The sequence below is a fragment of the Acinetobacter sp. SwsAc5 genome, from assembly GCF_013391485.1.
Classification (GTDB): Bacteria; Pseudomonadota; Gammaproteobacteria; order Pseudomonadales; family Moraxellaceae; genus Acinetobacter; species Acinetobacter towneri.
On sequence record NZ_JACAXD010000004.1, the window covers coordinates 100,030 to 118,911 of the forward strand.

Consider the following 18,882-nt stretch of genomic DNA (forward strand, 5'->3'; position numbering starts at 1 on the left):
CAGAATCTTTAAAACCATTAAGCGATAATTTTAGAATCTTGCGTTTGTGCTTTCTTTTCCCAAATCCGCTCGTGAATGAAATACGCAACAGCTTGTACTGTCGGTTCGACCAAACTTAAGGTAATGGCCATCCAAATATTGCCTGTGACTATATAACCGACCACCATCGCCACGGTGATGTGCATGATGTAGTAGCTTAAAGTTTTTTTGAACATCCGTTGATTGTTGGTGACAAATTTTTGAATATGACTCATGTGAATACTCCTTATGCTGCTTTGATCGTTTTCTGTGTGGATAGCTAAAGGATAATCATTCTTATTTAATTTGTAAAAGCGAATAATTTTGTAATTTTAATTGGAAAATTAGATTTTAATAGTAAGATTACAAGGTCAAGATTTTAAGCATCTATTCAGTTTTGCTTATAGGCATGTTGTAATCAATCAATAAAAATTATTTTGCTTGAAAGAATAAAGGGTCTGCTGACATTTCATAAATGGCTTGCGCTGTAGGCTAAAACTGAGTAGATCAGGCATGAAATGCAGGGAATAGCGAGACTATTGCCAAGTTTCATAACGCAATCTGAGAAAGTTTTAGCCACATGAGCAAAAACAAAGCATTGCTTTGTTTGCTGCGCAAGGGGACAAGCATATTTTTTGCTGCTATTGCGTTATGAGTCAGTCATTTAGAATGACTAAATTTCCTGCCTCATGCCTTATATCAGCTAAAAAATATGCATTGTCGCAAACATAGACGAAGTGTCAATAGACCCTAAAAATTCCTAAAAGTTTTTAAATTAATAAAAATGATAAATTAGATTTATACAAATTCGCGGTTATAATCAAATTAATGAAAAAATTACCCAGTCCAGTGGAGTAGATCTGACATGGCAGGCGAAAACCAACAAGCACAAAATCCAACTGCAAAAACTTTGTATGACAAATTGTGGGATGATCACTTGGTCACTCAACGTGATGATGGCTCGGCTTTATTGTATATCGACCGTCATTTATTGCATGAAGTGACTTCTCCACAAGCCTTTGAAGGTTTGCAACTTGCAGGACGTAAACCGTGGCGTTTAAGTGCCAACGTGGCAACGCCTGACCATAACGTACCAACGTCAAAGAAAGAACGTGCGGACGGTATTGCGGGTATTGAAGATGATACTTCACGTATTCAGGTACAAACTTTAGATGACAACTGTAAAACCTTTAATGTGGTGCAGTTTGACATCAACGACATCCGTCAGGGGATTGCGCATGTGGTTGGGCCTGAGCAGGGCTTAACTTTGCCAGGTATGACCGTGGTTTGTGGTGACTCACATACAGCGACTCACGGTGCATTTGGGTGTTTGGCGCATGGTATTGGGACGTCTGAAGTTGAACACGTATTAGCAACCCAATGCTTGGTTCAAAAGAAAATGAAAAACATGCTAGTGCGTGTAGATGGCAAATTAGGTCAGGGTGTTACACCTAAAGATGTCGTTTTGGCGATCATTGGTAAAATTGGTACTGCAGGCGGTACAGGTCACGCGATTGAGTTCGGTGGTCAAGTGTTCCGCGATATGTCGATTGAAGGCCGTATGACAGTATGTAACATGGCGATTGAAGCAGGCGCGCGCGTGGGTATGGTGGCTGTGGATGACAAAACCATTGAATACGTGAAAGGTCGTAACTATGCACCAAAAGGCGAGCAATGGGATGCTGCAGTTGCTTACTGGAATACTTTACATTCAGACGAAGGTGCACACTTTGACACCGTAGTGGTATTACAAGGTGAAGAAATTGAGCCGCAAGTGTCTTGGGGAACTTCACCTGAAATGGTGATTCCAGTGTCACAAGCCGTACCAACTTTAGAACAGGCGAAAGATGACGTACAGCGCAATGACTGGACGCGTGCTTATCAATATATGGGCTTAACTGCAGGTCAGTCTTTGGCAGATATTCAATTAGACCGCGTATTTATTGGCTCATGCACCAACTCGCGTATTGAAGATATTCGTGCAGCCGCTGAAGTGATTAAAGGTCGTAAAGTTGCAGCAAGCATTAAACAGGCGATGGTGGTTCCGGGTTCTGGTTTAGTTAAGCAACAAGCGGAACAAGAAGGCTTAGACAAAGTGTTTGTAGAAGCAGGCTTTGAATGGCGTGAACCAGGTTGTTCAATGTGCTTGGCAATGAACGCAGACAAATTGCAACCGGGTGAACACTGTGCATCGACTTCAAACCGTAACTTTGAAGGTCGTCAAGGTAACGGTGGTCGTACCCATTTGGTGAGTCCAGCAATGGCAGCTGCGGCAGCAATCGCAGGTCATTTTGTAGACGTACGTTCATTCTAAGTTATGCTTTCATCCCAGCCTTCTCTCAGAGAGATGGCATTCCCTCTCGCTATAGCAGAGGGCAAGGGAGAGGTTACGGATTCAGTGAGAATTAAACATGAAAAAATATACCGTTGAACAAGGTATCGTTGCACCATTAGACCGTGCCAATGTCGATACAGACTTAATCATTCCAAAACAGTTTTTGAAATCGATCAAACGCACTGGTTTTGGCGATAACTTATTTGATGAATTGCGTTATTTAGATGAAGGTTATCCGGGTCAGGACAATTCAAAACGTCCGATTAATACTGAGTTTGTGTTGAATCAGCCACGTTATCAAGGTGCTTCAATCTTAATTTCACGTGCCAACTTTGGTTGTGGTTCAAGCCGTGAGCATGCACCTTGGGCATTGAATGAATATGGTTTCCGTACCGTTATTGCACCAAGTTTTGCCGACATTTTCTTCAATAACTGCTTTAAAAACGGCATGTTGCCTGTGATCTTGTCTGAAGAGCAGGTCGAGCAATTGTTTCAAGAATGTGCGGCAACAGAAGGTTATCAATTAACCATCGACTTGGAAGCGCAAGAAGTACGCACACCAAGCGGTACGGCATTTAAGTTTGAAGTAGATCCATTCCGTAAACACTGTTTATTGAATGGTTTGGATGATATTGGCTTAACATTACAAGCAGCCGATGACATTCGTGCTTATGAAGAGAAAACCAAGCAGTCGCGTCCGTGGGTTTTTGCCGAAATTCAGGCATAAATTCGCTGAAATTTGTCATAGCATCGCTGCCTAACTCTTGCTAACATCGGCACATAATAATTTTTATATTTTGTATCTAACAGGTGAGGTTAGGGGCGAATAATGACTAAAATTTTCGGTCGGCTTGCTGTCATTGGATTATGTATCACTACGCTAAGCGCATGCCAAACGTGGAATACAGCACGCATTAAACAGGTGAAAGAAACTGAACAAAGCAAATCCAATGCGCTGATTTACTGTGCGGGTACAGATAATTGTGAGTTTGAGCGTTTAAATACGGTCACCATTGTCGATGCAGAAAAACATCGTGTTACACGTGCTGCCATTCAAGAGGGTTTGGTGCGTTTACAGGAATCATCCTTAAATAAATCCAATGCCTTGTATTTATCTGTACCGCCTAAACAACATGAATTGGTGATTCGCTTTTATCCCATTTCTAAAGATCGTGCAGAAAAATTGCATGTGATTCATAAGTTTAATGCCAAGCAAAAATATACTTTTAGAATGTATCGTGACCGCAGTCGTAGTAAAGGCAGCTTGTTAAATGTGTCTGCGCCAGATCCTTTATGTGTAGATTTGGTGCAAAACAGCACAACTATTCGACGTTTTTGCAAACCCTACAATGTCTTAAATGGCTTGGGTGAGTTTGTAGAACAAAAAATTTAATCCCACAGTCTTTGACTGTCAAGAACAATGGAAAATCTCATGTCAAAACATATTTTGATTTTAGCTGGTGACGGCATTGGTCCAGAAATTGTGAAAGCTGCTGAACAAGTGCTGACACGTGTCAATGAAAAATTCAATTTGGGTTTGACTTGGGAACAAGGTTTATTGGGTGGCTCTGCAATTGATGTACATGGCGAACCATACCCAGAAGTGACATCTGAGCAAGCAAAAAAAGCCGACGCAATTTTATTGGGTGCAGTCGGTGGTCCAAAATGGGACAACATTGAACGCTCAATCCGTCCAGAGCGTGGCTTGTTAAAATTGCGTTCAGAACTCAATTTGTTTGCTAACTTACGTCCTGCAATTTTGTATCCACAATTGGCAGATGCTTCAAGCTTAAAGCCTGAAATCGTATCGGGCTTAGATATCTTAATCGTGCGTGAATTGACAGGTGGTATCTATTTCGGTCAGCCACGCGGTATTCGTGAATTAGAAAACGGTGAAAAACAAGGTTTTAACACCGACGTATATGCTGAGTCAGAAATCAAACGCATTGCAAAAGTGGCGTTTGAAATGGCGAAATTGCGTGGTGGTAAAGTATGTTCGGTGGATAAAGCCAATGTACTAGAAGTGACTGAATTGTGGAAGCAAACTGTGACTCAGTTACATGCAGAACAGTACCCAGAAATCAACTTGTCGCACATGTATGTCGATAACGCAGCGATGCAATTGGTACGCGCGCCAAAACAATTTGACGTATTGGTGACAGGTAACTTGTTTGGTGACATCTTGTCTGATGAAGCGGCGATGTTGACAGGTTCTATTGGTATGTTGCCATCTGCGTCTTTAGACGAAAATGGCAAAGGTATGTATGAGCCTTGCCATGGTTCAGCGCCAGATATCGCAGGTCAAAACTTGGCAAACCCATTGGCAACCATTCTTTCTGTGGCAATGATGTTACGTTACACCTTCCGCGAAGAAGCGGCAGCAAAAGCCATTGAAGATGCAGTAGGCAATGTATTAGATCAAGGTTTACGTACTGCCGATATTATGTCTGAAGGCATGAATAAAGTTGGTACTGTTGAAATGGGTCAAGCAGTCGTTACGGCACTCAACTAAAAATTTAAGCGATTTAACCTATCGCTTACAGCTCAAAATCATTAAACGCAGTCTTCGGGCTGCGTTTTTTTATTGGTTTTGTACTTTCAGAGTGTTTTAGCTAGGAGACTTAACAGCGTTGTCCCGAAACATACACTGCGGTAGCAATACCCTGCTGTAGGCGAAAATACAAATCACAAGTCAGTGCAACATCGTAACTTTCATGACTCGGGATACCGATATTTAACGGAACAGCACCAATACCTGTAGTGGGATGCTGCGCCATAGGGATCGGAACACGTACAGGACGAATGATACGGTAATGTAGCAATTGAGGGGTAGCTTGAGCTGTACCAAGCTGTTGATAGCCAATTTGGCTTAATTGCAAATGGGTCAGGATATATTGGCTAGATTGACCAATAAATTGCTGTAAATACGCATCGCGGTTTAAAGTGGAATGCGGTGGATTACTACTACACGCCACTAAACTGAGCGCAAAAAGAACTGTTATACAAGCAACGCAGGATCGAAATAACATGCTTTTTCTCCCTTGCTCAAAACTTTATTGTAGAAGGCAATGCAAGAAAAGAATGTGGTGATTCGATAAGTGGTGGAAAGCAAGAATGAAAGGCTAGGCAGAAATTTTTGAGGTGAACGTAAAAAAGCCACTCCGAAAGTGGCTTTGCTTACACTAAAACTTAGCGTGCGCGGTAAGTGATGCGACCCTTTGTTAAGTCGTAAGGGGTCATTTCAACTTTCACACTGTCACCCGTTAAAATACGAATATAGTGTTTACGCATTTTACCAGAAATGTGAGCAATCACTTCATGACCGTTTTCTAAACGTACACGAAACATAGTGTTAGGAAGCGTTTCGGTGACAACGCCTTCGAACTCAATGAGTTCCTCTTTATTGGCCATAGCCTACCTGAGTATCAAATTGGAAAGGCGCAAATTATAGGCAATTTATCTGCAAAAATCAAGATGCTTAATCCTATACGCCGATCATCTGTTAGTAAAATAAGCGAATCATCGGTTTATACTTTTTCTGTAAAAATGGGCCTGTTTAGGTTGTCAGTTCGGTCAATCGCAGTTAATCTAATTTCAATCTTTTTAAGTATAAATGAAGTACATACAAGGAAGGTTTTTGCGTGGGTCAGCTAACAGATGCATCGGTTGTATTGCGATTAGGCTACCAAGCGATTCGTCGTGCGGGGTTGCCAACCGAAGAAATTTTAACAAAAGCTGGTGTGGCCTTAAATCAGGTCGAAGCCAATGAGCGAACGCCTTTAAATGCACAATATGCGTTTTGGGTTGCGGCTGAGGAAGTCAGTAAAGACCCTGATATTGGTTTACATCTGGGGGAACATTTGCCACTTTACCGTGGGCAAGTGATTGAACATTTGTTTATTTCTTCAGAAAACTTTGGTGAAGGTCTAAAACGCGCTTTGGCTTATCAACGCCTAATTAGTGATGCTTTTGATGCTAAATTGGTAGTGGAAGATGGTCGCTGCTATTTAACCAATGGTGTGCAGCCAGGGTCAGAAAATATCGTTAATCGTCATTTTTCTGAATGCGCCATGTCGGGTGTTTTACGATTCTTTAAATTTATTACTGAAGGTCGTTTTCAGCCCATTTATATCGACTTTAACTTTAGTCAAGGCGCTACTGATGATGAATATTTCCGTGTCTTTGAATGTCCTGTGAGTTTGGGGCAGAAAGAAACGCGTTTGTATTTTGATCCGAGTATTTTGGATTATCCACTGTGGCAGGCAGAACCTGAGTTATTGCAATTACACGAACAGTTGGCATTGGAAAAACTGCAGGAACTGGCGCGTTATGATTTGGTTGGTGAAGTGCGCCGTGCCATTGGTTCGACCTTAGAAAGTGGAGAAACGACACTAGAAACAGTGGCGGCACAATTGAATATCACGCCACGTCGTTTGCGTACCCAATTGAGTGAAGCCAATACCAGTTTTCAGCAAATTCTGTCCGATTATCGCTGTCGTCTGGCTAAACGATTATTATCGAATACCAATGAAAGTGTGGAGCGGATTGTGTACTTAACGGGTTTTTCAGAGCCAAGTACGTTCTATCGTGCCTTTAAACGCTGGACCAATGAAACCCCAGTGGAATATAGAAAGCGCAAGCAGCGTTAAGTTTGAAAATTTAAAACCTTTCCTAAACAGAATCCCCCTAAATCCCCCTTTTTCAAAGGGGGACTTTCGTTTTAAAGCCTCGAAATGGAGCTCCTCTCTTTGGAAAAGGGAGGTCGGAAGGGATTAAATTATTCCGGCATATTTAACCAATGTGGCCCTAAGGGAACTTTCGGTAAATCAAACTGTTCAGGATAGTGTGCCTGAATAAAATACAAGCCATCGGGTGGGGCGGTAATTCCTGCTGCTTTACGGTCTTGAGCTGCAAAAATTTGGTCAATATGCGCAATGTCATATAAACCTTGTCCAATCTCCAATAGACAACCCATGATATTGCGAACCATGTGATGTAAAAAACCATCGGCTTGAATATCTAATACCAAATAATTGCCGTGACGAATTAAGCGACAATGACTGACATGACGGACAGGCTGATTGGACTGACACGCTGCAGCACGAAAGCTTTCAAAATTATGTGTCCCTTCAAATTTCTGCGCAGCTGCAATCATTTTATCGACATCTAAGGGATAATAAGCGTGGGTGACTTGTTTGTGCAGCAAGGCAGGGCGTTGTGGATTGTTATACACCACATAGCGATAACGCCGTGCCTGAGCCTTAAAACGGGCATGGAAGTCCATATCCATCGTTTTAATCCATTGAATCGCAATGTCTTTGGGTAGTTGGCTGTTGGCACCCATTAACCAACCGCGTTCAGGGCGAATGGCATGCGTATCAAAATGTGCCACCATATTGGTTGCATGCACGCCTGCATCGGTACGTCCTGCACCATGTAAAATAATGGGTTCATCGGCAATTTTGCTCAGAACTTTTTCAATGGTTTCCTGCACACTAGGTACGCCTGCTTGCTGGGTCTGCCAACCCCGATACCGAATGCCACAAAACTCAATTCCGATTGCAAAACGCTGCATAATCACCTCAAATCACACTGAAGACTGCCAATGCGCATACCACTGTGCAAGGCTGTCGTATTGTAAATACATTTTTAAGGCTTTGGCATAAAGATCTGCGTGACTTTGGCAATCACTGATTAAAATTTTGCTGTCCTGTAACCACTGGCTGATCGCATAGCGTTGTTGCATGCCACCAAAAGTGACTTGGGTGGTGAGAATGACGGCACATTGTTGAGCTTGCAAGGCCTGAATTAACGCAATCACTTCGGCATTGACTGCCATATTGCCTGTGCCATAACTCTGTAAAATCAGGCAGTGTGGTGGCTGTTGCTGTAAGGCTTTTAAATTATCGACCAAAGCAGAAATGGCAATTGGCTGCAACATCCAATTCAGGCAGTTAAAGTGCTGGGCTTTTTCAATATGTTGAGAGCTAATGTTGAATGCTGGCTCATTCTGCGATTTGCTCTCCGTGCAAACCAAAGCGGACTGACCTATAAATGCATTTAACTCGGTGGTGTGTTGTTTCAGTGCCGTTGCGGCATGAATCAGTTGATGATGGAAGGCCAGATATACTCCCTGAGTCACTTGATGAATCTGTTGTAAAGCAAAATTTAGGTTGTCCAAGGCATCACTAAATTCACGGGTATCTGTGCCTTGTGCATTGAGTAAGGGATATTGGCTACCCGTGAGAATGACATGGGTACTTTGCGCTAAAAAACGTGCCAAGACTGCGCTGGCATAGCTGAGGGTGTCGGTGCCATGTAAAATAACGAAATGTTGAAAATCATCGTGTTGTAATTTTTGAATATATTGAATGAGCTGTAACCAGTCTGCGGCTGTGCAGGCACTACTGTCTTTAATGACAGGGGCAACAAAGCATTCAATCTCTAAATTTAGGGGTAAGACCTGTGCCAAGCGTGGCAGAAATTGCTCCGCAGGCATTGGGCTTAGTGGTTCACCGACACAGCCAAAAGTGCCGCCCATATAGATTAACGCAATTTTTTTCATCATAAAAAAAGCAGCCAAGAATGACTGCTTTATCTTAATCTGATTTGAATTAAGAAGCGATTTGATTCAGTAACTGATCGGCACGTTGGCGTTGTTCAGCAGAATAATTTGCGCCTTGTTCGCTAAGTAAAGCTTTCGCAGCATCATAAGCGCCCAACTCTACATATTGGCTCGCTAAGTCTAAGTTCAACTGAATTTCATCCACTTGAGATAAGTCTGGGAATGATTTCACCAATGGATCATTCAGATCAACATCTGTGCTGACAACGGTTGCAGCAGGTTCAAGTGCAATACTTGGTGCAGCAATGATTTCTGGTTCAGTTGTAGGTTGAAGATTGGTTTCCGCAGCAGGCGTATTGTCAAATGTGAAATTAAAATCAGGTGTTGCAGGTTCAGTTTTTGCTTCAACAGTCGCAGGGGTTTCTGTTGTTGAAAAGTCAAAGTCTAAACTTGGGGCTTCAGTTGTAGCAGGTGCATTTGCTGGTGTTTCAGATGCTACTATTTCAGTTTTATTCGGTTCTAAATCAAAAGAAAACTCAAGCGGTTGGGCTGCTTCTGTAGCACTTGTACTTGGCTCAGGAGTAATTGCGGGTGTTTCAGTTTTCTCTGTTGCTGGTGCAGTATCTACAGAAAAATTAAAGTCTAAAGCAGCAGGTTCTGCTTTTACTTCAGGCTCAGCTGCTTTTTCTACAGGTGCAGCAGCAGGGCTGAAATTTAACGATGAGGTATCAAATTCTAAAGCTGCTTCAGGTGCTGCTGTTTTATTTGAAGTTAGTTCGTGCTGTAACTGGTCAAAAGAAGAGCTATCAGAAGAGATATCATCTTTTGATTGTATGAGGGCATCAAAATCAGCAGTTGATTTTTGTTCAACAGGAGCCGATTCTAAATCCGCTGGAGTCGTTGGTTGAAAATCAATCCCATCAATTGCTTTGTTGTTTTGCTCATCAAATACTTGTTTTTGAGCTTCTGCTTGAACCAAAATATCATCAAGGCCCAAAGCGCGTATATGATTGAGTAATTGATCAATCGCAAACCCATCTTTTTGCTGTAAATGAATGTCGAGCAAGAATAAATACAGACCGTGTAAAGAATTATCACGTTTTAAGGCCTGGTTGATCTGTGCTTCCGCAGCAAAGAAATTGCGTTCCTTAATCAGATTTTCAATATTTGTCTGAATTTTAACAGGTACAGGGGTAGAGTGTTGTGGAGTTGGAACAACCTCTTCAACCACCACCGATTTCTGGGCAACTTTTTTGGTAGTTGTGGTTTTCTTGCCACTGGTTTTGGCTGGCGCTGCTGTTTTCTTGTTGCTTGGTTCGGCTTCTTTACTTGCTTCACGCTTTTTCAAGAAAATTGCGATCACCAGTAATAAAATAAACGGAATCACATAAATCAGCATGTTTATACCCCTTGAGGATGTGGTCCCTGTTTGACCTTATCCCAAAAAAATCATTGTGTGTAACATTTAGTGTTTTGGCTTATTTGCGGCTTGTTGTTTTTGCAATTGTTGTTGCAGTTCAGCAAGGCGCGCGTTGAGTAATTGAATTCTGTGATCCTTCTGACGTAATGCCAATTCTAATTCTGTTACGTTTCTCTGTAATTTAACGGTTTTCTCACGGGATGTCATAACTTTTAATGACAAGTCACCCGAAGTTTGTGTGGATTGTGTGTTCTTCTTGGCAGAACCGTGGGTGGAGTCCTGTTGATTCTCTGCCACGAGGCTCATTTCTGCTTGATTTAAACGATATTTGGCTTTGCCTGATTGTGGTGCACTGGCCGTTTCTGGTTGTGGAATTGCGGCTTTTTTCTCTGGTTTAGAGTTAGCTTGTGCATGTAAGTTTAAGGTCGCACCACGACGTAAACGATTGGCATCGCCTTGAATAAAAGCATGCTCATTATTGGCTTTAATTTGTTGCATCACTTCGGCAACAGGGCGATTGTTTTCGCCCGCAATGCGTGAGGCAATGGCCCATAATGATTCATTCGATTGCACTACATGTTGAGTATTGACCGTAGGCTTCGCTGTTACAGGGCTTGGTTTAGCTTGTGTAGCCGCTATTTGTGCAGGCTTTTTCGTTGCAGCAGCAGGCTGAGTTTGTGCTAGTTGCTTCGTACGTTGCTGTTCAGCAAATTTTTGTACCAATGGATCAGCCGATTGTTGTGCGGTGACTGAAGTGGTGGCTGTAGATGCTGTCGGTGTTGGGTTGTTATTTGTCTGTGCTGGCGCTACTTTTGGGGCAATCACAGTCGTATTTTCACTTGCTGCGCTACGGCTTGGTGCAGTTTGAACCACCGTCACTGTTTGATGGTTTAATGCAGGTGGTGTATTACGTTTAATGGTTAACGGTGCTTCAAAAGCTTGTTGTTCAATTGCTTTAGGCGTTTCAACCTGATAGTTCGCACTTACGGGTAAATTTAAAGCAATGTCTTGCTCATTGACAATCATGACAGGCGTTAAAGCTTGTTCATTACTGCGTTGCATAACGGCCAATGGCGCAGGTGCACTGCGTTTTAATGGTGTACGAATATGTTGCAGGCGAGTTGCATTACCTTCTTTAATTTTGACCACAATATTCAACTCAGACTCGGTTAGAGGTCGAGATGAGGTAATGGTGATGACCCCTGTACCGTTGCTGTTACGACGTGTAAAAAAGTTAAGATGACCAGGTGGACGGTGGCTCGCACCAATCGACATCAGATCTTCGGCCGTAGCTAAACTAACATCAATCGCTTCATTCACATTCGATTGACGAAAGTTGATTTCGGCATAGAGCAATTCCCCAGTTGTTGATTGAATTTGAATCGGGTCAACATTCATTGCATACATTTGCTGTGAAGCCAAAATAGATAAAATGGCGATCTTTAATTTGTTATATACAGTCATCTTAATTGTTAGCTCGGTCATTTATCGCAAGGCGAAAAGGATAGAGTAGCGAGTTGTAGGTCGATTGTAAAATATTAACACGTTGATTACATAAAAAAGCCAGTCAAATTTGACTGGCTTGTTGAGTTTGATCACAGAATCCAAAATGATTCAGTGCTCAAGACGAGGCTTAAGCATTTTTGTAATCAATTAAGATGCGTAACATACGACGTAATGGCTCTGCTGCGCCCCAAAGTAATTGGTCACCTACAGTGAATGCACCAAGGTATTCTTTACCCATGTTCATTTTGCGTAAACGACCAACAGGTACTGTTAAAGTCCCTGTAACTGCAACTGGGGTAAGATCGGTCATTGATGCTTCGCGTGTATTTGGTACCACTTTTGCCCATTGGCTTGATTGACGAATCATATCTTCAATTTCGTTCAGTGGAACGTCTTTTTTCAGCTTCAATGTGATTGCCTGAGAGTGACAACGCATTGCGCCAATACGCACACAGTGACCATCAATTGGAACGATCTGCTGATTGCCTAAAATCTTGTTGGTTTCAACCTGACCTTTCCATTCTTCTTTTGACTGACCGCTTTCAAGCTGTTTGTCGATATATGGAATGAGAGAACCCGCTAAAGGCACACCAAAGTTTGCCGATGGGAAACCTTCGCCACGTTGTAATTCGGCAATTTTAGAGTCGATGTCTAAAATTGGTGAACGTGGGTCATCCAACAAGTCTTTGGTGTTGTTATACAAGTAGCCCATGCCTGTGATCAGCTCACGCATGTTTTGCGCACCTGCACCAGAAGCTGCTTGATAGGTCATTGAAGTTGCCCATTCCACCAAATTGTTTTGGAATAATGAACCCAAGCCCATCAACATGAGTGAAACAGTACAGTTACCGCCCACAAATGTTTTGGTGCCATTCACCAAGCCATCTTTAATGACATTCATGTTGACTGGATCAAGTACGATAATCGCTTCATCATCCATACGCAGGGTAGATGCAGCATCAATCCAGTAACCATTCCAACCTTCAGCTTTAAGCTTCGGGAAAACGGCAGAAGTGTAATCACCACCTTGACAGGTAATAATGACATCCATTTGCTTCAGACTTTCAATATCTGTTGCATCCATAAGTGCTGGGGCAGTCTTACCACCAAACGCTGGTGCTTCACCGCCAGCATTACTGGTAGAGAAATAGAATGGCTCAAAATGAGCAAAATCATTTTCTTCAACCATACGTTGCATAAGGACGGAACCCACCATCCCGCGCCAACCGACCAGACCTACTTTCATGTCACTTTGCCTCGGTGCGTTAAAAAACAATAAAGGAATATAAGTCTATCAAAAGGGGACGCAACTGCAAGCATTACATGAACAAAACATGAGTATTATTGAGTGAAATCTCTTGTTTGTGTTACATACAAAATTGATAACTTTGGTTTTCATGTAAAAACGACAAAAAATACAAAAGAGTAAAGCAAGATGATTTGGGTAGAAGGGCTTGCAATATTAGTCATTTGGTTAAGTTTTTGGTCACTGATTCCGCGTGATGAATGGTGGATTCGGGGCGCAGATTTTCCACGTTTACAGATCTTGGTTTTGGGCATCATTGCCTTTGTTTTGCTACTGATTTGGGAGCAGACGTGGGATGTGTCTAGCCAAGTGATTTTAATTGGGCTGATTGCAGCTTTGGCTTATCAGTTAAAAATGGTCTTGCCCTACACCTTGCTGTGGAAAAAACAGGTCAAACAAGTTCGTCCAGAACAGCTAAATCCTGAAAAACAAATTTCATTAATCGTGTCCAATGTTCTGACACCAAATCAAAAATATCATCTTTTAATTGAACATATTCAAGCCTTAAAACCAGATTTGGTGTTGACCCTAGAATCTGATTTGGCTTGGCAGAAAGCCTTGTCTGTGATTGAAGCCGATTATCCTTATCGGGTCGCTGCACCTTTAGATAATTTATATGGCATGCATTTGTATAGCCGTTTGCCATTAAAAGACAGTGAGATCAAATTTATTCTCAGCGATGAAATTCCATCCATTCATACCAGTGTGATTTTGCCTTCGGGGCAGCCTGTACAGTTGTATTGTTTGCATCCTAAACCACCAAGTCCTACCGAAGCCAAAGATTCAGTTTTAAGAGATGCCGAATTGTTGATTGTAGGCGATCAAATCAAAGATTTAGATGAAAGCTGTATCGTAATGGGTGATTTAAACGATGTGGCGTGGTCGCGGACTACGCGCTTGTTTCAAAGAATCAGTGGCTTGCTCGACCCGCGCGTAGGGCGGCACTATATCAATACCTTTCATGCCGATTATCCTTTACTGCGTTGGTCATTAGACCATGTATTTCATAGTACAGATTTTGCATTGGTAGATATGCAGCGTTTAGCACATATTGGTTCAGATCATTTTCCTGTGTATGTGGTATTGCAAACTGGGCGGGTGTTTGATCGAATTCAGGAAGAACTGCCGCAAACCGATGCCGATGAGCAGGAAGCACAACAGGCGATTCAGGATGGGATTGAAAAAGCAGAGCAAGAAGAAAAACTGGTGACCGATGAAATTGCACAACCGTATAAAGCACAGGATAAATCGGTTTAGAAATTAAACGAAAAGTGTACGAAATGGCTTACACGGATTTAGGCACATGACGCATGGTTTATTCTGACTGATCTGGTTAAGATTAATTCATCAGCACAAGGACTCGGGAACGGAATATCCCATTAAGGAAGACGACGCTGAGGGATAAACATCAAGGATATGATGTAGGTAAGGAACGCCATACAATAAAATAACAATAAGTTTTGAAAGCACAACCTCATGAGCCCGAGTTTTACAGGATGTAGAACTCGGGCGATGATTTTTTAGGGCTTATTTTTTCATTCTCATTGTTTTTAAACAAATTAAATTTCAATCAGCTCGATTCAGTTTTAAGGCTTTAGGTGTGTTTTGACTGCAAAACTTGCTGATATAAATCTAAGGTTTGATGACACATATCTGCCAAGCTGAACAATTCAACAGGGGTGACACTTTGCGGTATTTCCAGATGCAATTGCACTGCATTGAATAAAGCCACTTGGTCATCTGCTGCGATGAGCCCTTGCGGATACAGTTGTGACAAAATTTCAGCCACACCACCACGGTTCCAGCCAATCACAGGTGTTCCTACAGATAAAGCCTCAAGTGCAGTGCGTCCAAAGGTTTCCGCCTGATTGGAAAGTGAAAGTACAATATCGCTAAACGCAAGCCACTCGCGAATGTCAGAACGGTGTCCAACAAAGGTTATCGCTTCGGTCAGATGTTTATCCCGAATATTGCGTTCCAGTTCCTGTAAATAAGCTGCTTTTTTAACATCTGCACCGCCTACAACAACAGCATGAATCTGTGGATACTGGGTTTTTAATTTCGCAATTAGATCAATCAATGTTTCATGACCTTTTAAGCGGGTGATACGTCCCGGCAAACAAATTAAAAACTTATGTTCAAGTTCTGGGAAATCTTGATAGGTTTGTTGCATCCATTGTGCCGAAGGTTGATACCCGTGCGGAAATGCAGCAGGGTCAATTCCACGATAAATACGGACAATATCTTCAGGTGGACAGTTTTGATAATGATCACGAATGTATTTGACTACACTGTCAGAAACTGCGATCACTTTTTCCGCTTGGGTCATAATTTGGCTGTAACGGTTAACTGAATAAAAACCATGTACAGTTGAAATTAAGTGTGGACGTTTTTCGGCTGGAATACCTTTTAGGGAAAAATGAGTTAGCCATGCAGGTACGCGGGAACGTACATGCACAATATCAGGTTGATGTTGCATAATCAGTTGGCGTAAAGGACGGATTTGCCACAAGCTTGATAATGATTTTTTGTGGATGGCTAACTTTAAATGAGTGGAACCTTCAGCTTCGAGTTGGTTCACCATCCGTCCGCCATTCGACACCACCAATGACGTATGTCCTTGAGCGACCAAGGCTCGGGCGATTTCGAGCGTACCGCGTTCTACACCGCCACTGTTTAATTCGGGTAATAACTGCATGACTTTCATGAATCTTTCCTTCTGCCGTACAGATTAGTAAATACTGTCATAACCTTCGGGGCGGCTCTTAAACCGACGATGAAACCACATATATTGGGTAGGAGCGATCCGTAATTGCTGCTCAATAATGAAATTGGTGCGCGTTGCATCTGCAACTTCATCTGCGCTTGGGAAATCCAGTAGTTCAGGTTCAATCAAGACTTTATATTGAGGATTGGAAAGCTCACCTGTACGGTAAAAATATAACGGAATTGCTGCGGCTTTGGTCATTTTAAGTAAACGACGATGCGCTGTAACTGTCGCTGCAGGTACGCCAAAAAACGGTGCCATAACACCTTGTTTTAAACCAAAGTCCTGATCTGGGCTATACCAAATGGCACGACCATTTTTTAAGTGACGGATTAAACCACGCATGTCATCGTGGTCAATTTGATGACCGTAAATGGTGGCGCGACAACGGTAAATCAGCATGTCCAGTAATGGATTGTTTTGTGGACGATAGACCACATCGGGGTCAAAATATTGCGCACAGACATAGCCGCCTGCATCTAGCAGAGTAGAATGTGTACCTAACAATAAAACCCCGCGACCATCTGCTTGGGCTTGCTGAATATGTTCTAAACCTTCAACCTGAGTACGTCCTTTAAACCACTGTGGACAGTACCACGCATTTAAGGTTTCAAATACGCCCAGCATTTGATCAACAAAGACTTGGCGAGCATTTTCATGTACTTCAGCCTCGCTCCATTCAGGAAAACACACTTCCAAATTGCGTAACGTAGTTACGCGACGTGACTTCATGCTGTTAAAGGCAAGATTGCCTAAAAGCTGCGCCAAACGATACTGAATCGCCCACGGCAAAATGGCTAAAATCATCAGGCAGACAATGCCAATCCAGATGCCCCAATATTTTGGCAACAGGAAAGACCATTGAAATTCGCCTGGTTGATATTCAGTGTGTTGACTCATAATGACCGTGTAAAGTGTTGTATCGTTGCAGTTTAGCACGAACCGATTTTAAAATTTAAAAGCATCCGTCCAATGGGAAAGATGCTTAAAACGGTTTTGCGAAGTCTTTCAGGACAAGCGTAGACGAAGTGTCAATAGACCCTAGTTACCATTCGCCAAGTTTTCCAGTTCGTCCCAACGCTCCAGTTTTTCCAGCAGTTCTTCATCAATTTCAGCCAAACGCTGTGAGGCTTTGGTGGCTGCATTGGCATCTGTTACAAACCAAGAACCATCCGCCAGTTTTTCAGCCAATTCGGTTTGTTCCTGTTCCAGTGCTTCAATTTCACCTGGCAACTGCTCTAAAGCACGTTGATCTTTGTAGCTCAATTTTACTTTTTTAGCCGTTGGTGCTGCTGCAGCCGCTTCGGCTTTGGCAACGGCTTTTTTAACATCACTTTTTTGATCAACCACAGTTTGGTCTGGGCGTTGCTGCAAATAGTCCTGATAGCCGCCAATATATTCATCAATATTGCCTTTGCCATCAAATACCCAAGTTGAAGTCACCACGTTGTCCATAAAGGCACGGTCGTGTGAAATCAGCAATAAGGTGCCTTTATAGTCGCTGAGCATTTCCTCAAGCAATTCTAAAGTGACCATATCCAAGTCGTTGGTCGGCTCATCCATCACTATCAGGTTAGATGGTTTGAGTAATAATTTTGCCAGTAAAATACGGTTGCGTTCACCGCCAGACAAGGCTTTAACAGGCGTGCGCGCACGTTCTGGTGAGAATAAAAAGTCTTGTAAATAACTATAGATATGACGACGTTGTCCGTTCACATCAACAAAATCTGAACCTTCAGACACGTTATCTTTGACCGACTTTTCCAAATCCAAGACGTTACGCAATTGGTCAAAATAGGCAATTTCCAGTTGTGTTCCTGTTTTGACAGAGCCGCCATGCTCAATTTCACCTAAAATGGCTTTAATCAGAGTGGTTTTACCGACACCGTTATCACCAACTAAACCAATACGGTCGCCACGTAATACCAATGTTGAAAAGTCTTTGATAATTGGAGCTTGATTGCCAAAGGCCACTTGTAAATGTTCAATATCAAAGACCAGTTTACCTGAGCGATTGGCTTCCTGCGCTGCCATATTGACTTTGCCTTGTTGGAAGCGACGTGCTTTGGATTCTTCACGTAAGGCTTTTAAAGCACGCACACGTCCTTCGTTGCGGGTACGACGTGCTTTAATGCCTTGACGAATCCATGCTTCTTCTTCGGCCAGTTTTTTATCAAACAGCGCATTTTGTTTTTCTTCAGCTTCAAGTTGCTGCGCTTTTAAATCTAAATAACGCGAATAGTTGCCTTCGTAGCTGCGTAATACACCACGATCTAACTCGACAATGCGGGTGGCGATACTATCGACAAAAGCACGGTCATGCGAAATAAACAGTAGAGTTAAATTATTTTGATCGAGTAAAAATTTTTCTAGCCATTCAATACTTTCCACATCTAAGTGGTTGGTCGGCTCATCTAGCAACAATACGTCAGGTTGGGTGAGTAGGGCACGTGCCAACAACACACGACGTTTACGTCCACCCGATAAATCGGCCAAGTCGGCATTTGGATCAAGTCCCATTTTACTTAAAATGGCATTGACCTTATTTTCTAGCGCCCAGCCATCAAGCTGATCTAGCTTGTGTTGCAAGTTCCCCATACGGTCACAGGCATCCATATCGCCCAATACACAGGCATCGCTGGCTTCGTGATAGGCTTTTAATACTGCAGCAGCTTCGCCTGCACCATCAGCAACAATATCGGCGACTTTGCCTGAATCCATGGGCACATCTTGCGCCAACATGGCAATGGTGATGCCATTTTGAATAGACACTTCACCTGCATCGGGCAGTAAACTTCCTTCAATCAGTTTAAGTAGAGTAGACTTACCTTCCCCATTACGGCCAATCAAACACACTCGTTCGCCACGTTCTAGGTTAAAATTCGCGCCGTCGAGCAAGGCAGGTCCACCAAATGCAAGTTGGACATCCCTTAAAGTAATATAGGCCATAGTGTTTCCTAAAAAA

17 protein-coding genes are annotated in these 18,882 nt (G+C 42.6%); 6 read left to right on the forward strand and 11 right to left on the reverse strand.

Annotation, left to right across the window (positions count from 1 at the left end; translation table 11 throughout):
* Positions 1 to 17: 17 nt before the first annotated feature.
* Entirely contained in the window at positions 18 to 254 is a 237-nt protein-coding gene (locus tag HYG89_RS03475) for a DUF2061 domain-containing protein (RefSeq protein ID WP_178866074.1), read from the reverse strand.
* A 629-nt stretch (positions 255 to 883) separates the two neighbouring features.
* Between HYG89_RS03475 and leuC the strand changes: the two genes are divergently transcribed.
* From leuC to leuB, 4 genes are all read left to right on the forward strand, one after another.
* Complete coding sequence (gene leuC / locus HYG89_RS03480) at positions 884 to 2,332, forward strand: 3-isopropylmalate dehydratase large subunit (protein WP_019836007.1); 1,449 nt, start codon at positions 884 to 886, stop codon at positions 2,330 to 2,332.
* Between the two features lie 97 nt (positions 2,333 to 2,429).
* A complete protein-coding gene (gene leuD / locus HYG89_RS03485) occupies positions 2,430 to 3,080 on the forward strand; it encodes a 3-isopropylmalate dehydratase small subunit (RefSeq protein ID WP_019836006.1) in 651 nt (216 codons plus the stop codon).
* 102 nt (positions 3,081 to 3,182) lie between these two features.
* Positions 3,183 to 3,746: a hypothetical protein gene (locus HYG89_RS03490; RefSeq protein ID WP_019836005.1), complete on the forward strand. Its 564-nt coding sequence runs from the start codon at positions 3,183 to 3,185 to the stop codon at positions 3,744 to 3,746.
* A gap of 39 nt (positions 3,747 to 3,785) precedes the next feature.
* Positions 3,786 to 4,865, forward strand: coding sequence for a 3-isopropylmalate dehydrogenase (leuB, locus tag HYG89_RS03495; protein WP_019836004.1), 1,080 nt, complete (start codon positions 3,786 to 3,788; stop codon positions 4,863 to 4,865).
* A 109-nt stretch (positions 4,866 to 4,974) separates the two neighbouring features.
* Here the strand turns inward: leuB and HYG89_RS03500 are convergent, their stop codons facing one another.
* Both HYG89_RS03500 and infA read right to left on the reverse strand, forming a co-directional pair.
* Complete coding sequence (locus HYG89_RS03500; RefSeq protein ID WP_026437974.1) at positions 4,975 to 5,382, reverse strand: hypothetical protein; 408 nt, start codon at positions 5,380 to 5,382, stop codon at positions 4,975 to 4,977.
* Positions 5,383 to 5,542: 160 nt separating this feature from the next.
* Positions 5,543 to 5,764 carry a translation initiation factor IF-1 gene (infA, locus tag HYG89_RS03505; protein WP_001284370.1) on the reverse strand — a complete coding sequence of 74 codons (222 nt, stop codon included), beginning with the start codon at positions 5,762 to 5,764 and terminating at the stop codon, positions 5,543 to 5,545.
* Positions 5,765 to 5,994: 230 nt separating this feature from the next.
* On the opposite strand from infA, the gene HYG89_RS03510 reads away from it, so the two are divergent.
* Complete coding sequence (locus tag HYG89_RS03510; RefSeq protein ID WP_178866075.1) at positions 5,995 to 7,002, forward strand: AraC family transcriptional regulator; 1,008 nt, start codon at positions 5,995 to 5,997, stop codon at positions 7,000 to 7,002.
* 128 nt (positions 7,003 to 7,130) lie between these two features.
* On the opposite strand, the gene truA is transcribed toward HYG89_RS03510, so the two are convergent.
* The 5 genes from truA to asd form a co-directional block, all read right to left on the reverse strand.
* On the reverse strand, positions 7,131 to 7,928 hold the full coding sequence (gene truA, locus HYG89_RS03515; protein ID WP_004976106.1) for a tRNA pseudouridine(38-40) synthase TruA: 798 nt from the start codon (positions 7,926 to 7,928) through the stop codon (positions 7,131 to 7,133).
* Positions 7,929 to 7,940: 12 nt separating this feature from the next.
* Entirely contained in the window at positions 7,941 to 8,921 is a 981-nt protein-coding gene (locus HYG89_RS03520) for an asparaginase (RefSeq protein ID WP_178866076.1), read from the reverse strand.
* A gap of 46 nt (positions 8,922 to 8,967) precedes the next feature.
* Positions 8,968 to 10,317 carry a fimbrial protein FimV gene (locus HYG89_RS03525; protein WP_178866077.1) on the reverse strand — a complete coding sequence of 450 codons (1,350 nt, stop codon included), beginning with the start codon at positions 10,315 to 10,317 and terminating at the stop codon, positions 8,968 to 8,970.
* Positions 10,318 to 10,383: 66 nt separating this feature from the next.
* Positions 10,384 to 11,823: a FimV family protein gene (locus HYG89_RS03530; RefSeq protein WP_178866078.1), complete on the reverse strand. Its 1,440-nt coding sequence runs from the start codon at positions 11,821 to 11,823 to the stop codon at positions 10,384 to 10,386.
* 148 nt (positions 11,824 to 11,971) lie between these two features.
* Positions 11,972 to 13,090 carry an aspartate-semialdehyde dehydrogenase gene (gene asd, locus HYG89_RS03535; RefSeq protein ID WP_004976115.1) on the reverse strand — a complete coding sequence of 373 codons (1,119 nt, stop codon included), beginning with the start codon at positions 13,088 to 13,090 and terminating at the stop codon, positions 11,972 to 11,974.
* A gap of 189 nt (positions 13,091 to 13,279) precedes the next feature.
* Here asd and HYG89_RS03540 point away from each other — a divergent pair, with 189 nt between their 5' ends.
* Positions 13,280 to 14,407, forward strand: a complete 1,128-nt coding sequence (locus HYG89_RS03540) for an endonuclease/exonuclease/phosphatase family protein (RefSeq protein WP_104853024.1) — start codon at positions 13,280 to 13,282, stop codon at positions 14,405 to 14,407.
* Between the two features lie 337 nt (positions 14,408 to 14,744).
* On the opposite strand, the gene HYG89_RS03545 is transcribed toward HYG89_RS03540, so the two are convergent.
* The 3 genes from HYG89_RS03545 to HYG89_RS03555 form a co-directional block, all read right to left on the reverse strand.
* Positions 14,745 to 15,857 (reverse strand): glycosyltransferase family 4 protein, encoded by a 1,113-nt coding sequence (locus HYG89_RS03545; RefSeq protein ID WP_004976117.1) that lies wholly within the window; start codon positions 15,855 to 15,857, stop codon positions 14,745 to 14,747.
* A gap of 24 nt (positions 15,858 to 15,881) precedes the next feature.
* Positions 15,882 to 16,817: a lauroyl acyltransferase gene (locus tag HYG89_RS03550; RefSeq protein WP_104853025.1), complete on the reverse strand. Its 936-nt coding sequence runs from the start codon at positions 16,815 to 16,817 to the stop codon at positions 15,882 to 15,884.
* 141 nt (positions 16,818 to 16,958) lie between these two features.
* Positions 16,959 to 18,866 (reverse strand): ATP-binding cassette domain-containing protein, encoded by a 1,908-nt coding sequence (locus HYG89_RS03555; RefSeq protein WP_004976119.1) that lies wholly within the window; start codon positions 18,864 to 18,866, stop codon positions 16,959 to 16,961.
* Positions 18,867 to 18,882: the final 16 nt, after the last annotated feature.

Excerpts from the sequence above, each read along its gene's own strand:
- HYG89_RS03520 (WP_178866076.1), bottom strand. The coding sequence starts at position 8,921 with ATGATGAAAAAAATTGCGTTAATCTATATGGGCGGCACTTTTGGCTGT.
- HYG89_RS03475 (WP_178866074.1), bottom strand. The coding sequence starts at position 254 with ATGAGTCATATTCAAAAATTTGTCACCAACAATCAACGGATGTTCAAA.
- HYG89_RS03525 (WP_178866077.1), bottom strand. The coding sequence starts at position 10,317 with ATGCTGATTTATGTGATTCCGTTTATTTTATTACTGGTGATCGCAATT.
- leuC (WP_019836007.1), top strand. The coding sequence starts at position 884 with ATGGCAGGCGAAAACCAACAAGCACAAAATCCAACTGCAAAAACTTTG.
- leuB (WP_019836004.1), top strand. The coding sequence starts at position 3,786 with ATGTCAAAACATATTTTGATTTTAGCTGGTGACGGCATTGGTCCAGAA.
- HYG89_RS03490 (WP_019836005.1), top strand. The coding sequence starts at position 3,183 with ATGACTAAAATTTTCGGTCGGCTTGCTGTCATTGGATTATGTATCACT.
- HYG89_RS03540 (WP_104853024.1), top strand. The coding sequence starts at position 13,280 with ATGATTTGGGTAGAAGGGCTTGCAATATTAGTCATTTGGTTAAGTTTT.
- asd (WP_004976115.1), bottom strand. The coding sequence starts at position 13,090 with ATGAAAGTAGGTCTGGTCGGTTGGCGCGGGATGGTGGGTTCCGTCCTT.
- infA (WP_001284370.1), bottom strand. The coding sequence starts at position 5,764 with ATGGCCAATAAAGAGGAACTCATTGAGTTCGAAGGCGTTGTCACCGAA.
- HYG89_RS03545 (WP_004976117.1), bottom strand. The coding sequence starts at position 15,857 with ATGAAAGTCATGCAGTTATTACCCGAATTAAACAGTGGCGGTGTAGAA.
- HYG89_RS03550 (WP_104853025.1), bottom strand. The coding sequence starts at position 16,817 with ATGAGTCAACACACTGAATATCAACCAGGCGAATTTCAATGGTCTTTC.
- HYG89_RS03500 (WP_026437974.1), bottom strand. The coding sequence starts at position 5,382 with ATGTTATTTCGATCCTGCGTTGCTTGTATAACAGTTCTTTTTGCGCTC.
- leuD (WP_019836006.1), top strand. The coding sequence starts at position 2,430 with ATGAAAAAATATACCGTTGAACAAGGTATCGTTGCACCATTAGACCGT.
- HYG89_RS03555 (WP_004976119.1), bottom strand. The coding sequence starts at position 18,866 with ATGGCCTATATTACTTTAAGGGATGTCCAACTTGCATTTGGTGGACCT.
- HYG89_RS03530 (WP_178866078.1), bottom strand. The coding sequence starts at position 11,823 with ATGACCGAGCTAACAATTAAGATGACTGTATATAACAAATTAAAGATC.
- truA (WP_004976106.1), bottom strand. The coding sequence starts at position 7,928 with ATGCAGCGTTTTGCAATCGGAATTGAGTTTTGTGGCATTCGGTATCGG.